General features: G+C 62.7%; 12 protein-coding genes. 1 reads left to right on the top strand and 11 read right to left on the bottom strand.

Annotation, left to right across the window (positions count from 1 at the left end):
* Positions 1 to 113 precede the first annotated feature (113 nt).
* The 11 genes from AB0I57_RS10145 to dnaA form a co-directional block, all read right to left on the bottom strand.
* Entirely contained in the window at positions 114 to 953 is an 840-nt protein-coding gene (locus AB0I57_RS10145) for an MHYT domain-containing protein (protein WP_358333771.1), read from the bottom strand.
* 11 nt (positions 954 to 964) lie between these two features.
* Positions 965 to 1,516 carry an ATP/GTP-binding protein gene (locus AB0I57_RS10140; RefSeq protein ID WP_358333768.1) on the bottom strand — a complete coding sequence of 184 codons (552 nt, stop codon included), beginning with the start codon at positions 1,514 to 1,516 and terminating at the stop codon, positions 965 to 967.
* A 13-nt stretch (positions 1,517 to 1,529) separates the two neighbouring features.
* Complete coding sequence (locus AB0I57_RS10135) at positions 1,530 to 1,898, bottom strand: DUF742 domain-containing protein (RefSeq protein WP_358333765.1); 369 nt, start codon at positions 1,896 to 1,898, stop codon at positions 1,530 to 1,532.
* A gap of 13 nt (positions 1,899 to 1,911) precedes the next feature.
* Positions 1,912 to 2,328, bottom strand: coding sequence for a roadblock/LC7 domain-containing protein (locus AB0I57_RS10130; RefSeq protein WP_358333762.1), 417 nt, complete (start codon positions 2,326 to 2,328; stop codon positions 1,912 to 1,914).
* Positions 2,328 to 5,279, bottom strand: a complete 2,952-nt coding sequence (locus AB0I57_RS10125; RefSeq protein ID WP_358333759.1) for an ATP-binding protein — start codon at positions 5,277 to 5,279, stop codon at positions 2,328 to 2,330. Before AB0I57_RS10125 ends, AB0I57_RS10130 begins: the two co-directional genes overlap by 1 nt.
* A gap of 404 nt (positions 5,280 to 5,683) precedes the next feature.
* Positions 5,684 to 7,726 (bottom strand): DNA topoisomerase (ATP-hydrolyzing) subunit B, encoded by a 2,043-nt coding sequence (gene gyrB / locus AB0I57_RS10120; RefSeq protein WP_358333756.1) that lies wholly within the window; start codon positions 7,724 to 7,726, stop codon positions 5,684 to 5,686.
* A 242-nt stretch (positions 7,727 to 7,968) separates the two neighbouring features.
* On the bottom strand, positions 7,969 to 8,523 hold the full coding sequence (locus tag AB0I57_RS10115) for a DUF721 family protein (protein WP_358333753.1): 555 nt from the start codon (positions 8,521 to 8,523) through the stop codon (positions 7,969 to 7,971).
* Positions 8,523 to 9,752 carry a DNA replication/repair protein RecF gene (gene recF, locus AB0I57_RS10110; RefSeq protein ID WP_358333750.1) on the bottom strand — a complete coding sequence of 410 codons (1,230 nt, stop codon included), beginning with the start codon at positions 9,750 to 9,752 and terminating at the stop codon, positions 8,523 to 8,525. The genes AB0I57_RS10115 and recF overlap by 1 nt, the downstream gene beginning before the upstream one ends.
* Positions 9,753 to 10,664: a phosphogluconate dehydrogenase (NAD(+)-dependent, decarboxylating) gene (gene gnd / locus AB0I57_RS10105; protein WP_358333747.1), complete on the bottom strand. Its 912-nt coding sequence runs from the start codon at positions 10,662 to 10,664 to the stop codon at positions 9,753 to 9,755. It lies immediately after the preceding gene.
* 62 nt (positions 10,665 to 10,726) lie between these two features.
* The gene (dnaN, locus tag AB0I57_RS10100) at positions 10,727 to 11,911 is read right to left on the bottom strand and encodes a DNA polymerase III subunit beta (RefSeq protein ID WP_358333744.1); all 1,185 of its coding nucleotides are present in this window, start codon (positions 11,909 to 11,911) and stop codon (positions 10,727 to 10,729) included.
* A gap of 653 nt (positions 11,912 to 12,564) precedes the next feature.
* Positions 12,565 to 14,178 carry a chromosomal replication initiator protein DnaA gene (gene dnaA, locus AB0I57_RS10095; protein WP_358333741.1) on the bottom strand — a complete coding sequence of 538 codons (1,614 nt, stop codon included), beginning with the start codon at positions 14,176 to 14,178 and terminating at the stop codon, positions 12,565 to 12,567.
* Between the two features lie 736 nt (positions 14,179 to 14,914).
* On the opposite strand from dnaA, the gene rpmH reads away from it, so the two are divergent.
* Positions 14,915 to 15,058, top strand: a complete 144-nt coding sequence (gene rpmH / locus AB0I57_RS10090; protein ID WP_077116220.1) for a 50S ribosomal protein L34 — start codon at positions 14,915 to 14,917, stop codon at positions 15,056 to 15,058.
* Positions 15,059 to 15,071: the final 13 nt, after the last annotated feature.

Raw genomic sequence — 15,071 nt, 5'->3', positions numbered from 1 at the left:
CGTCGCGCAACCACCCGAGTCTATAGGTGCAGGTCAGCTAGGAGGGTGAAGGACTCGGATGTACCCGCCTATCGGCATGGCCAGAGCCAACAAAACCAGACGCATTCGAGCTGTCAGACACGCGATTCGGCGGCGCGAGATTCCGCCGCGCGAGATTCCGCCGCGAGCATGTCCGCTTCCAACTCGAACTCGGCAGCAACACGGTCAGGTGCCATCAACAGAGCGGTGATCGGAATGGTGATCAGGAGCATGGCGAGCACGAACACCGGGAACAAGATCGAGAACACTTCGAGCCCGCCCGGACGTGCCGCCGTCGGGTCGACAGTGACACTCAGACCCACCATGCCGGTGTAATGCATGGCCACCACCGCCACAGCCACGGCCATGGCGGCGGCAAGGCGCACCGCGCGGGAATGGAGCGAGGTGACTGACCAGATGACTCCTGCACCTACCAAGAATCCGATCAAACCTGCCGCGACAGTCAGCGCCGGCCCGAAGTCCACCGAACCCTGGATCCCGATCGAGTACACGATCGACAGATGCATTCCGACGAGCCCGACGCCGAGGAGTGCTGCGCCTGCAGCGAGCCTGCCGATCTCGACAGATGCATTCGACCTGCGGTGCTTCGTCGACGGCGGGCTGACGATCAGCAACGCCCCGGCTGCAGCAGCGACCGGAACCACCAACGAGATCACAATCCAGAGGATGTCGTAGCGCACCATGCTGGAGTAGACCTCGAACCCGACCATCGCAATGTAGTGCGGCAGCCAGGCGCCGATCCCGCCGATGGACAGTGCCCCCCATGCCAGCCACATGGTTCGCTGCCGAGAAGTCTGTGCGGTTTCAGCCTTGCGGGCACTGGCGACACCGACGAAGACGCCGATGAACGCCATGACCATTGCAAGGCCTATGACCCACGTACCCATCGAGAATTGCTGAAATCCATCCGACATTTTTCCAGTCCTCAGTGCGGGGCCGTGTGAAGCTTGGATAGTGCGTATTCGGTGATCTGGACCAGTGCGCGTTTCACCGATTCCCTGTCACGCGCGTCGATACCGATGATCGGAACGTCCCCGGAGATCGCCATCGCACTGCGGATATCCTCGATGGGATACCTTGGGGCGTCGTCGAAATCGTTGATCGCGACGAGGAACGGCAGTCGACGAGCCTCGAAGAAGTCGACCGCAGCGAAACTCTCGTCCAGTCGCCGTGTGTCTATCAGGACAATCGCGCCGATCGCACCTCGGATCAGATCGTCCCACATGAACCAGAATCGGTGCTGACCTGGCGTACCGAACAGATACAGCACCAAATCGTCCGCCAGGCTGATGCGACCGAAGTCCATCGCAACGGTGGTCGTGCCCTTCTGGGGCGTGGCGGTCAAGTTGTCCACACCGTCGCTGGCGTTGGTCACAAGCGCTTCGGTGCGCAGGGGAACGATCTCCGAGACAGCCCCCACCAGCGTGGTCTTGCCGACGCCGAACCCGCCGGCGATCACGATCTTGGTCGAGGTCACACGATTGTGGGGATCAGATTTCGCGAAGTCCACTGAGGACCCTTTCGATGAGTTCACGACGTTCGGAGTCAGTCGAGTCTTCCTTCAGCGTGGCCAGGATCTTCAGGTGACCTGACTCGACAAGGTCAGCCACCAGAACACGCGCCACGCCGAGTGGTAAACCCACACGGGCAGCGATCTCCGCAACGGACGGAGACTCCTGACACAACACGACGATCGCGGCGTTGATGTCGTCGAGTTCCCATTGCCGGTCCGCCGACTGCGGGAGCGCCTGGATCAACGCCTCGAGCGCAAGTTCGACCGCCGGCCGGGTTCGACCCGATGTGAGCGAGTACGGGCGCACGATGTTGGACCCACGCGGCTCCGAAAAGTGGTTGTCCATGGGAACTGCCTGATCAGAGTCCCTGTGGAGTGCGGGCGGTGGCCTGCACGGATGTGCCGACACGGTCGACGAGTATCGCCATCTCGTAGCCGACCTGTCCGATGTCGCACTCGGAGTCGGTCAGAGTCGCGAGGTGTGAGCCGTCACCGACGCTCATGAGCAACAGGTAGCCGTGCTGCATCTCGACCACGGACTGAAGAACTCCGCCGCCCTCGAACAGCCGGGAGACCCCGGCTGACAAGCTCGCAAGCCCGGAGGTCACGGCGGCCAACTGCTCGGCCCGGTCGAGAGGAAGATGTGCACTGGCCGCCATCAGGAGGCCATCGGCGGATACCAGCACAGCATGCGAGACACCTGGGACATCACTGGCGAAATTCGACACCAACCAGTCGAGGGGTCGCGTGACATCAGGTCCTTGAGCGGTATTCATCAATCTCCTTCGATGCTGTTCTTGGCCGCGAGGCTTGTGGCCCTGCCGTTTCGGACGCCAAGCTGGTGCCGACTGAGGTTTGCGCGAATTGTCTCGGGGTCACGCGCGCGACGCAGTGTCGCCGTATTGTGTGCGCCTTCGACGGTTCCGGGAAGCAATCGGTCCCCCGGAGTCCGTTTGGGCAGACCGATCTCGGGATCAACTTCGACGGGAGTCGAGCTGACCCGTTCTGCGGCAGACCAACCGGAATCGCCCGCCGACTGCCAGACACCGGGCGCACCTTCCTCGCCGGTCGGATCGGTAAGCCAATCCGACACCATATCGGCGAAAATCGGAGTGCCACCCGGACGCTCGGACGACTCTGCCGATTCCGGTTCGACGCGCGGCTGGAAGAACGACGCCGTCTTTGCCGGGTTGGTGCGGTAGCGGTGCCGCACACGGGCCGGGTCTCCGCCGTTCGAGGATGTCGACGACGGCACGGGCTGATCCGGGATCACATCATTCTCGGCACGTTTCTCGGTAGCCGGCTCCGATCCGGCCGGGTTCTCCACCGGCGGCTCCACCGGCGGCTCCGGTGCGACCCGGGGCTCCGGTGGCGGCTCCGGTGCGACCCGGTTCTTCACCGGCGGCTCCGGTACGACCCGGTTTTCGATCGTTGGCTCCGGCGCGTCTGCTTTCGGAGCGACAGTCTGCCGCCGTCGCACGGGCAGCTTCGGCATCGCCCCGGTCCCGCGGACGTTCACAACGTCAGCCGTTGGCACAGTCGGCGAACCGGCGGACCCAGTTCGAGCCGCGATTCCGCTGGCACCGGGCTGGCGCCGGGGTAGAGCTCCACCCAGCGAAGGCATCACAGCGGGTGTGGCTACCGGGGGCGCCGAGACGGGGGCCGCCCCTGCCGGAGGTGGGGGTGATTGTGGAGTGCGGACCGGCAGTCCGTTGTTCGTCACAGGCTGGCGTCCCGTGTCGCGCGGAGCTGCGGCTGCCGGAATGGCGCTCCGGACAGGTGCGGCAGGCACCTTGCGTAACGGGCCGGTGTCCTGACGCCCCTCGTGCGAAACGATCAACGCATTCGGGATGTGGATGCTGGCCGTCACACCGGGGTTTCGTGCCGTATCGAATGTCGACCGCAGGCGCACGGTGAGACCGTGCCGTTTCGCGAGCCGGCTCACCACGAACAAGCCCATATGGCGAGCGGTCTCGGTACCGACCTCGCCACCCGACGCGAGGCGCTCGTTGACTGCGCGCATCTCATCGGCCGGGATGCCGATTCCACGGTCCGACACCTCTAGCAGGACGCCACCGTCCACGGCGCGGGCAAAGGTGAACGTCACCTCGGTGTCAGGTGGTGAGGCGCGCAGCGAGTTGTCGACGAGTTCCGCGAGCAGGTGCACGACATCGGTTGCGACGGCGCCACTGAGGGCACCCTCGGGGGTCGCGCCGATCTGCACGCGCTGGTAGTCCTCCACTTCGGAGATCGCCGCACGTAGCACGTCGCCGAGGCCGATCGGCGCCGACTGTGAGCGGCGCACCCGTGTTCCGGCGAGAATCAGTAGATTCTCACCGTTTCGGCGCATGCGCGCAGCCAGGTGGTCGAGTCGGAAGAGGCTTTCGAGTCGCTTCGGATCCTTTTCCTCGAACTCGAGGTTCTCGATCAGGTTCAGCTGCTGATCTACCAGCGATTTGCTTCGTCGCGCCAGCGTCTCGAACATGTCGTTGATCCGGAGTCGCATCTGCGCTTGCTCACCGGCCAGCCTCAGTGCCTGCCCGTGGATGTCGTCTACGGCACGCGCGAGCTGACCGATTTCATCGGACGAGTGCACGGCCACCGGTTCGAACGAGAGTGCCCGCGGGTCGTCACTGGCCTTGATCTGTTCGATCGATTCGGGAAGATCGCGCCGGGCGGCCTTGAGCGCGCCGTACCGCAGGCGACGGATCGGCCCGATCAGTGACCGCGACACGAGAAGTGCGAGAACGAGAGCGGCCAGCAGTGTCCCTAGAACGATCGCGGTATCGCGCAGTGCGGCGGACCGGGTCTCGGCTGCGCGATTCTCGACGGTGGATGCAATGTCTTGCGCGGCTTCGATTGTCAGTTCGTGGTAGATGTCACGGCTGGCGATGAGTGATGCCCGCGCTTCCATGACCGGAAGCGAACCGCCGTTCGCCACGTCCCGCAAGCCCTGGTCGATGATTGCGTTTCGGTCGATCACATTCTTCCGCAGCGCCTCGAGACGCGGGTCGTCCGCTGGGTAGTACGGAGCGAGGACGTCCAACAGACCTGATTCTGCACCGGCAGCGGCGACAATCGCTGTGGTGGGAAGCTCTCCCGCGCGCGCCTTCTCACGTCCGTCCGGGGCTACGTAGGCCTCGAGTACGGCGACGTTACCCATGGCTTGCTCGAACAGTCGGCGCTGCGCCTGCCAAGCATTACTCAACAAGTACCCCTTGTCGACGACATCGCTGTCGTCGATTTGACGAACGATGTCATCGACCTCGTTGGTGAGACTCGTGGAGAACGCTCGGTGCTGCTCCGCCAGAAGGCTTGTGGCAGCGCCCGGAGAATCCATCATCGCCAGCAGCGCACGACCGTCCGAGATGGACTGGTTGATGGCACCGGCGATTTCAGGGTTCAACGCGGGGTTACGGGCATACTCGGACACTTTGTCCATCAGGGTCGCCGTTGCCACGACGTCGTCTTCGGGAAGAGTCTTGGACGTGTAGCCACTGATTACTGTGCCCATTGCGGCCTCGAGCGCCACGATGTCGGGAATTCCGGCGATCCCGTCTGCCGCTTCCGTGAAGTGAACGGCCTCGCTCAGCTCGGCCTGCACGCGGAGTCCACCGAGCACCATGGCAACCGTCACGGGAACAGCAAGAACCGCAGTGACCTTCCACCGCAGACCCCAACTCGTGATGTCCCAGAACTTCGCCCGGGGCGGCGACTCGTCGCTCATCCCACGCTTCCTTTCCACCCAGTCATTGCTCGCCGATCTGTGCTCGTGCCCTACGCCCGCGGCACGGGTGCCGTATCGGTCGGGCGCGCTGACTACGGAAAGGAGCGATCGACTGGTACTCGCGTACCAGCCAGCCCACTCGGTTCCGAATGTAACGAATTCATCACATCTTCACGAGCAAGATTTTTACCACAGAGATTCGTCGAATAGGTACTTCTCAGTAACTTCCAACCCGAAGGTCACTCCCCCTAGCCTTCTGTCTTTCGATTGGCGGCCCACGCTACACAGAATCTCAATCCACAGTCGAGGCCGGAGCCGGAAATCGCCCTGCGAGACGAGACGGTCACCGGTGGCTTCCGGCCTCCGGTGACCGTTCGAGCTCTGTGTTCTCTTGTCGCCGTGACCTAGACGTCGAGGAAGCGGACATCCTTCGCGTTGCGGGTGATGAAGCTGCGACGGGCCTCGACGTCCTCGCCCATGAGCACGCTGAACAGCTCGTCTGCAGCAGCTGCGTCATCGAGGGTCACCAGGCGAAGGACACGGGCGGTCGGATCCATCGTGGTCTCCCACAATTCCTTGGCATTCATCTCGCCGAGACCTTTGTAGCGTTGGATGCCGTCGTCCTTGTTGATCTTCTTGCCTGCCTCGATGCCTGCCTGGACCAGCGCATCACGCTCACGGTCCGAGTAGGCGAACTCGGGGTCGTTGCGCTGCCACTTCAGCTTGTACAACGGCGGCTGAGCGAGGAACACGTGTCCCTGTTCGACGAGGGGACGCATGAAACGGAACAAGAGCGTGAGCAGCAGCGTGGCGATGTGCTGGCCGTCGACGTCGGCGTCAGCCATCAGCACGATCTTGTGGTACCGCAATTTGGCGATGTCGAACTCGTCGTGGATGCCCGTACCGAACGCCGTGATGATCGACTGGACCTCGGTGTTCTTCAGTACGCGGTCGATCCGGGCCTTCTCGACATTGATGATCTTGCCGCGCAACGGCAGGATCGCCTGATACATCGAGTCGCGACCAGACTTGGCGGAGCCGCCTGCGGAGTCGCCCTCCACGATGTAGATCTCGGACTTGCGTGGATCGTTGGAGCGGCAGTCGGCAAGCTTGCCTGGCAGGCCACCGAGGTCGGTAGCGCTCTTCCGACGGACGAGTTCACGCGCCTTCCGTGCGGCGACGCGAGCCTGCGCCGAGGAGACGGCCTTGTTCACGATCGTCTTGGCATCTGCGGGGTTCGACTCGAACCAGTGCGACAGGTGCTCGTTGCTCGCCTTCTGGACGAAGGACCGGACCTCGGTGTTTCCCAGCTTCGTCTTGGTCTGGCCCTCGAACTGTGGTTCGCCCACCTTGACCGAGATGATCGCGGCGAGACCTTCTCGGATATCGTCGCCGGTCAGCTTCGGATCTTTGTCTTTGAGCAATTTCTTGTCGAGGGCGTACTTGTTCACCGTGGCCGTCAACGCGGAGCGGAAACCCTCCTCGTGGGTTCCACCCTCATGAGTATTGATGGTGTTGGCGAACGTGTGCACCGACTCCGAGTAGCCGGAGTTCCACTGCATCGCAACCTCGAGTTCGTGCCCGGTTCCCTTCGCGGTGAAGGACACGACCGAGTTGTGAATCGGCTGCTTGGTGCGGTTGATGTGCCGGACGTAGTCCTCGAGCCCACCCGGGTAGTGGTAGACGCGAGTCTTCACCTTCGGTACGACCGGCGCCTCGGCCTCCGCCGACTCGTCCTCAGCAGTCTTGGGCGCATCCGCGACCTGGCTGACCACGTCCTCGGTGACCTCTGCCTCGCTGACGCGCTCGTCGGTCAACGTGATGGTGAGGCCCTTGTTCAGGAAGGCCATCTCCTGAAGTCGCCGCGCAACCGTCTCGAAGTTGTAGACCGTGGTCTCGAAGACGTTGGGATCGGACCAGAATCGGACCGTTGTTCCCGTCTCCTTGGTGGCGTCACCCTTGGTGAGCTCGCCGGGCTTGGAATCGACGTAGGTCTGGTTCCACCGATATCCGTCACGCATGATGTCGACCTCGAGCCGACTCGACAACGCGTTCACGACGGAGATTCCGACGCCGTGCAGACCGCCGGAGACGGCGTAGGAGTCGGAGTCGAACTTGCCGCCGGCGTGAAGTTGGGTGAGGACGACTTCGACGGTGGGGATACCCGACGCATGCATACCGACCGGGATACCTCGGCCGTCGTCGACGACCTGGACGCCGCCGTCTTCGAGAAGGGTGATCTCGACCTTGCTGGCGTGGCCTGCCATCGCCTCATCGACGGAGTTGTCGACGACTTCCCAGATCAAGTGATGCAGACCGCGTTCACCGGTGGAGCCGATGTACATACCCGGTCGTTTACGGACGGCTTCGAGTCCTTCGAGAACAGTGATGGACGAAGCACCGTAGTCCTTGCTGGGGGTTTTGATGTCTGACTTCTGGGCAGCCACGGGTGGGTAGCTCTCCTTCTCCGTCCAATACCCGACGCAAGTGCCTGCCGCCCTTGGCGGGCCGCAAGAGGCGAGAATCGGGAAACTTGCCGCTAGTTACCATCGGCCATCCTACTGGTACGTCAGCCACAGGAGCGTGCTCCGACACCCCTGAGCGCCCCGTAGACGAATTTTTGGCGGACCTGCGGGGTGAAAACCTACGACGCAGACTCTCCGGGGACTCGATGTCGTAGGAACCCCGCCTAGCCGTAGGTGTCGCGGGGACCGCGCCCGCGGATATGCCTTTCCCCCTTGCGCCAACTAGGAGCGGTCGGACCGGTGACGCGCAGCGACTTCACCACCCCGTGCCCGACGGATGCAGCGATCTTCGCGAGGATCTGCGACTGCATCATCCGAAGCTGCGTCGCCCATGCCGTCGACTCCGCGGAAATACTCAAGATCCCGTCCCGGAGTCCGGTCGGTTCGGCGTGTGCAGCAATGTCCTCGCCGACTACCTGCGCCCAGCGGCCCAAGACAGCCCCCTCGGAGACCTTGGGTGACCAACCACGCTGCTTCGCCAAAGAGCTGGTCAGGGCTCCGAGCGGTTGGGGATCGCGGTCATCGGGACCTGGACCCGACCACCCCCGCCTGGCCCGGGCGCGCAGGCTCCGCACCCCGGATCGGCGGCCCTGACCCACAGATTTTCCGCTCGCCTTCGCCGCCGCACGGGCCTCTTCGAGCGCTCGGCGCGCGAGGTCGATCCCCTTCACCTCCGGTTCTGGCGCTTCCTCGGGTGTCGCGGGTTCGGAGTCATCCATCACGACCGACCTCTCCTCGTCTCTTCCACTATGCGCGAGATCCGTCCTCGGTCGGTGTCGTGAGCCTCGACCCCGAACCGAACCGCCTCGAGCTCCACCGGTACATCTTCGGTGACGGCGGCAGTGATCAATACCTGTTCGGCGTCCAGGGCGATAGCGGCCAGCGCTCGCCGTCGGCGGAGGTCGAGTTCGGCGAATACGTCGTCGAGCATGAGAACCGGATCACTCCCATCCGAGCGCAGTAGGGCGAATGCGGCCAATCGCAACGACAGCGCGACCGACCACGACTCCCCATGGCTGGCAAATCCCTTGGCCGGAGTATCGCCGAGTTGTAGTTCGAGATCGTCTCGGTGAGGCCCGACGAGGCACACACCCCGGTCGATCTCCTTCGGCCGCATCACGGACAGTTCGTGCAGAATTTTCTTCTCGAGAAAGGCGATGTCTCCCGGCTCCGGCTGCCTCCCGGGCTCGACGAACTCCGGTGGCAGCGAATCACCCAAACTCGAGCGATACCGGATCCGCGCCGGCCTCGATTCCGGGGCCAGCGAATGATACGACTGAGCCAGGTGCGGGGCGAGATCGTGCACGAGCTGGAGGCGTCCGGCGAGAAGTTGGGCTCCGTGCGCGGCAAGGTGCCCATCCCATACCTCCAGTGTTGCAAGGGCACTCGCGTCATCCTCGCTCGAGTCGGCACTTCTACGCGATCCCCGTCGCAATGCCCCACCTGCGGTCTTGAGTAGGGCGGAGCGCTGCCGGAGCACTCGGTCGTAGTCAGCCCGCACGGCGGCCATCCGGGGTATGCGCGAGGTGAGTAGTTCGTCGAGGTACCGGCGCCGCTCGCCGGGGTCACCGCGGACAAGCGAGAGGTCTTCCGGCGCGAACAACACCGTCTGAAGAATCCCCAGAATCTCCCGCGGCCGCCGAGTCGGTGACTGGTTGATCCGCGCCTTGTTGGACTTGCCCTCGTTCACTTCGAGATCGACGGTCAGTTCTCTGCCGGCGTTGACAACCGTCGCGGCCGCGAAGGCCCGACTTGTTCCCGACCTGATCAATGGGGCATCCGAACTCACACGATGCGAAGACAGCGTGGACAGGTAGCCGAGCGACTCGAGGATGTTCGTCTTTCCGTGCCCGTTACGTCCGACGAACACGGTGCATCCCGGACGCAGGTCGAGTGTCAGTGCGTCCCAGGAACGGAAGTCTCTGAGCGAGAATGCGCGAACGAACACCTACGATCCAGAACCGGCTTCTTCGCCGTCCGCTGCCATGTGCACAGTGTGCCCCCCGAACTGGTTTCGCAGCGCCGACACGGCCTTCATCGCTGGGGAATCGTCCTGACGGGATGCGAACCGCGCGAAGAGGGCCGCGGAGATTGTCGGTGCCGGAACTGCGTGCCGGATCGCTTCCTCTACCGTCCAACGGCCTTCACCGGAATCCGCTGTATACCCGGAGATCTCGGCAAAGTCGGGATCTTCCGAGAGTGCCTTGACCAGTAATTCCAGCAACCACGAGCGGACGACGGTGCCCTTCGTCCACGCACGGAGTACGCCGTGGACATCGGTGACCAGATCCTCTGCTTCGAGGAGTTCGTAGCCTTCGGCGTAGGCCTGCATCAATCCGTACTCGATGCCGTTGTGGATCATCTTTGCGTAATGACCGGCACCGGTCGGGCCCGCATGGACGAATCCGTCCGCACGCTCACCTTCAGGGCGCAGAGCGTCAAAGATCGGGAGTGCACGTTCGACATCGTCCTGCGAGCCACCGACCATCAAGCCGTAGCCGTTTTCGAGGCCCCAGACACCGCCGGATACGCCGCAGTCGAGGTAGCCGATTCCACGCGAACCCAGCATCTCGCCGTGTATCCGATCGTCTTCGTATCTCGAGTTACCTCCGTCGATCACCAAGTCTCCGGACTCGAGCACCGATGACAACTCCGTCACGGTGTCCTGGGTAATTTTGCCCGCAGGAACCATCACCCAGACCACTCGCGGAGCCTCGAGTCGCTGAACGAGTTCTGAAAGAGAGGCCACATCGGTGACTTCGGGGCGGGGGTCGAAGCCGACCACTTCGTGCCCGTGCGCGCGCAGCCGCTCGCGCATGTTGAATCCCATCTTTCCGAGCCCGACCAACCCGATCTTCATCGTGATCTCCGTCCACTCGCTGAGATTTGCTCCGGCAGTACCCCTACGGCCGTCTTCGCAGGTCAGCCAGGAAGCCGAACCGGCATCAGCAGGTAGGTGTATGCGCTGTCGGGAGCTGTGAAGTTACCGGAATCGTTGGGTTCGATCTCGTCCCCGGCAGCCGGGCGTAGCACTGCCGGACGACTGGGCGTCGTAAAGCCGAAGAGAACCTCCTCGCTGTGCAACGAGGACAGCCCGTCGAGGAGGTAACCCGGATTGAAGGCAATGGTGAGCGGTTCGCCGCGGAATACCGCATTCAGTCCTTCCTCGGCACGGCCCGCGTCGTCTCCGCCGGCGGAAAGCATGAGCCCCTCGCTCGAGAACTGGAGCCGAACCTGCGCACCGCGTTCGGCGACCAGCGCGACGCGCTTGATCGCCTCGACGAGCGGAGCCACCTCGACCGTGGCCATCGCTGTGTGCTCGGATGGCAGGAGCTGCCGGAATTTCGGAAACTCTGCATCGAGCAACCTCGTGGTGTTGCGTCGACCGCCGTTCACGATGCCGAGCAGTCCGTCGTTGCCTACCGACGAGCCTGCACCGAGAGCCAACTCAACCGGTGAAGTGGCGTCTCCGGCAAGAGTTTTGGCTGCCTCCGAGAGTGTCTTCGCGGGAACGAGGACCGCGGCGGTCGTCTCCGAGTCGGTCGGCGACCATTCGAGTTCACGGACCGCTAGACGAAACCGGTCCGTGGCCGCGAGAACGATCGCGTTGTCTTCGATCTCCACCCGGATACCCGTGAGCATCGGAAGAGTGTCATCCCTTCCGGCCGCGACGGCCACCTGACTGATGGCCTCGGAAAACACGTCGACCGGGATGGAACCGGTCTGCTGCGGCAACTGCGGCAACTGGGGGTAGTCCTCGACCGGCATGGTCGGGAGGGAGAACTTGGCACTTCCACAGGTGATCAGGACTCGACTGCCTTCGAGCGTCACGTCGACCGGCTTGTTCGGAAGCGACTTGGTGATGTCGGCGAGCAGCTTGCCGGACACCAAGACCTGGCCGGCGCCTCCCACCTCTGCAGCGACTCGGACCTGAGCCGATACCTCGTAATCGAATCCAGAAACCGTCAACCCTTGCTCGGTCGCATCCAGGAGAACCCCGCCGAGGACAGGAACCGGGGGCCGCGACGGCAGACTGCGGGCGACCCACGTCACTGATTCGGCGAATTCTTCCCGGGAGACACGAAACTTCAGGCTTCCAAGCTCCATCGCCGGGTTGTTCCTCTCGGTAGGCACGGTTGTTCGTCACGGTCGGGCCGCGACCAAAGCATTGCAGTCTTGCACAGAGCGACAATGCATAACCGTATGCCCTCGAGGACGAACTTGAAAGTGGAATGGTCTTGCCCTCGAGTCTCTCATGGACGCTTGTGAACCGACGCAATCCCCAACGCTGTTCTTAGAGAGTTTTCTAGAAGGATTAATGAGAAGTACTATTAGGCATTGTGGAATCTGTGGACCAACCGCTGTAGGCGCTGGTCGATTCGTCCCACAGTGTGTGGAATTCTCGAGGACAGACTCGAGGACCAATCTGGCACCCATGTGGACTACTCGAGGTTGTTCAAAGTTCCTCACCCTTTGTCCACAGAGATTCCACCCAATCCCCACAGTTATCCACAGGTGTGAATCCCCACTCCCAGGTCACAGGCTCGGCGTGTTGTCCCCGGCGTGTCTGGCCCTGTTCCGGACGAAGCGGCCTCGAGCCACCCTCGAGCAGACCTCGAGGCTCCCCTCGAGGCGTCGCTCGAGGTGCCCCTCGAGACCCCCTCGGGGCCTCTACTCGAGCGGGCCCGCCGGTACGGTCCGCGAAGCGAACTGTGCCCCGGTAAGGCTGGCTACCGGGGCACAGGGAGAGTGATCGTGGTCTATCTCTTGGACCGCTGTTTGATCCGAGCGGTCAGTTCCTGGACCTGGTCGTAGACCTTTCGCCGCTCCGTCATTTCCTTGCGAATCTTCTTGTCCGCGTACATGACAGTGGTGTGGTCACGCCCGAACGTCTGGCCGATCTTCGGCAGAGACAAGTCGGTGAGTTCACGGCACAGGTACATCGAGATCTGCCGTGCCTGAGCGAGCGGCCGGGCCTTTCCGGGACCACAGAGATCGTCGATGGACATGTTGAAGTACTCGGCGGTGACCGCCATGATCGTGGCTGCATTGATCTCGAGACTCGACGAGTCGGGCATGAGATCACGCAGAACGACCTCGGCAAGGGTCAGGTCGAGGGGCTGGCGGTTGAGAGAGGCGAAGGCAGTCACGCGGATGAGAGCGCCCTCGAGTTCGCGGATGTTGCGTTCGATCCGAGAGGCGATCAGCTCGAGGACGTCATGGGGCACCTCGAGCCGGTCCATGCGAGCCTTCTTGCTGAGGATCGCGATGCGGGTCTCGAGTTCCGGTGGTTGAACATCGGTGATCAGACCCCATTCGAAGCGAGTCCTCAGACGTTCTTCGAGAGTGGCCAACTGCTTGGGCGGCCGATCGGACGAGACGACGATCTGCTTGTTCGCATTGTGCAAGGTGTTGAAGGTGTGGAAGAACTCCTCCTGAATACCTTCCTTGCCCTCGATGAACTGGATGTCGTCTACCAACAACACGTCGGTCTCTCGGTAGCGGCGCTTGAACGCCACCTTGCGGTCGTCTCGGAGGCTGTTGATGAAGTCGTTGGTGAACTCTTCGGTGGAGACATACTTGACGCGCATACCGGGGAACAACTTTTGGGCGTAGTGACCCGCCGCGTGAAGGAGGTGCGTCTTGCCAAGTCCGGAGGCTCCCCACACGAACAGTGGGTTGTAGGCCCGAGCCGGCGCTTCCGCGATGGCGACGGCGGCGGCGTGCGCGAACCTGTTGGACGATCCGATCACGAATGTGTCGAACGTGTACTTCGCATTGAGGCTGTCCCCCCCGGTCGCAGCGGGCGCGGGACCGGAAGGCGGTTTGGTGAAGTAGGACGGCCACGACTCGTGGACGCTCGCCAGGGCTTCGCTGTCGTCGTCGACTTCTTCGAAGTCTGATGTGTCCGAGTGGGGTTGATCCTCCGACGCGAAGCGGCGCCGACGGAACGATGTGGCATTCGCCACCGAAGACTCGAGATGGTGGGACGGGCGGGTCGACTCCGATTCCTGCGGGTGCGCCCGGGCCGTAGGTTCGGGAGCGGGCGACTCGGTCGCGGTGGATTCGGGAGCCGGTGAGTCGTCTGCCGGTGCGGCAATACGAACTCCGATCCCTTCAACCTGTTCGCCGAGATGGCGACCCAGCGCGTGCAAGATCGGTTCGCGGAGATCACGCTCGATCGCTTCCTGGGCGAATGGTGACGGCACCGACAGGAGAGCGAATCCTTGTGCCAGCGTCAGCGGTTTGACGAGCGCCAACCACGCCTTCTGCCCTCTTGTCAGCGGTGGCAGATCACCGCCGGGCGCATCGGACGTGAGGTCTGCGACCACGTCGATCCAGATCCGTGCGAGCGCATTCGGGTCGTCGTTCAAGTGGTTCCTCCCCAGTGTGTTCGCGGACTCGATGCCGGCGGTGCCGAGTAGAGATGGCGGTGCCAGTGTCGAGGTGAATATGGGAGATCCCCGACCTGAGGATTGACCCGTATGAATCTACGAATATGCCATCTGAACTGTGTTTCCACACAATTATCCACAGATGTGGAGCAATTGCAGCCATCTCTTGGCGGCACGCGGTTACGCAGCGAGTAGCTCAAGTCCGACGCTGTGACCTGCGCTTATACTCGCGAATGTGCGATGTGTGAGTTCGGTGACACGCGACGTGGAGGTCGTCAACTAGCCTCTTGGCGGTCCGAACTGAAAAACCATCGGCGGCCTGTGGATGAATTGTGGCGAATGTGCAGATGAGAACTATGACGTCGAGGGCGCGGCACTCGATCAGGGTTCATCGGCAAGACCATGGGTATAGACGCTAGCAATATGTCGGCAACCTCACAGCGAATTGCCACATTTGAATATTGGATGCAAACATTTCTCTCACCTCGGCGTGTCGGGTTGCGACCAGTCGGGGCCGATGCAGGTGAGCGAGTTTGACCTGACCGGTAGTGATAAGTACTCTCGAACGGTCACCCTGTGGTGAGGTGGCGGTCTCGTGCTGGCTCGAGTTCCGTGCGACGTTGTTCCATCTCACCCGGTGTATGAACACCTGAGCTTTGCCGATGTTAGATCCCTGGCGCCCGAAGGCGTCGATGAATTACGAGGAGTGTTGACCGTGGCCAAGGGCAAGCGGACGTTCCAGCCGAACAACCGACGCCGCGCGCGTGTTCACGGCTTCCGTCTTCGTATGCGTACCCGTGCGGGCCGTGCAATCGTTTCGTCGCGTCGCCGCAAAGGCCGCGCATCGCTCACAGCCTGATCTCGAAACCTGG

It is taken from the genome of Rhodococcus sp. NPDC049939, from assembly GCF_040656415.1.
Classification (GTDB): Bacteria; Actinomycetota; Actinomycetes; order Mycobacteriales; family Mycobacteriaceae; genus Rhodococcus_F.
This window is presented reverse-complemented; position numbering and strand designations above follow the sequence as displayed.

What these genes read in the sequence shown, in the direction of transcription:
- AB0I57_RS10125 (WP_358333759.1), bottom strand. Translation starts at nt 5,279, where the DNA reads ATGAGCGACGAGTCGCCGCCCCGGGCGAAGTTCTGGGACATCACGAGT.
- AB0I57_RS10130 (WP_358333762.1), bottom strand. Translation starts at nt 2,328, where the DNA reads ATGAATACCGCTCAAGGACCTGATGTCACGCGACCCCTCGACTGGTTG.
- AB0I57_RS10145 (WP_358333771.1), bottom strand. Translation starts at nt 953, where the DNA reads ATGTCGGATGGATTTCAGCAATTCTCGATGGGTACGTGGGTCATAGGC.
- AB0I57_RS10135 (WP_358333765.1), bottom strand. Translation starts at nt 1,898, where the DNA reads ATGGACAACCACTTTTCGGAGCCGCGTGGGTCCAACATCGTGCGCCCG.
- gnd (WP_358333747.1), bottom strand. Translation starts at nt 10,664, where the DNA reads ATGAAGATCGGGTTGGTCGGGCTCGGAAAGATGGGATTCAACATGCGC.
- AB0I57_RS10115 (WP_358333753.1), bottom strand. Translation starts at nt 8,523, where the DNA reads ATGGATGACTCCGAACCCGCGACACCCGAGGAAGCGCCAGAACCGGAG.
- dnaN (WP_358333744.1), bottom strand. Translation starts at nt 11,911, where the DNA reads ATGGAGCTTGGAAGCCTGAAGTTTCGTGTCTCCCGGGAAGAATTCGCC.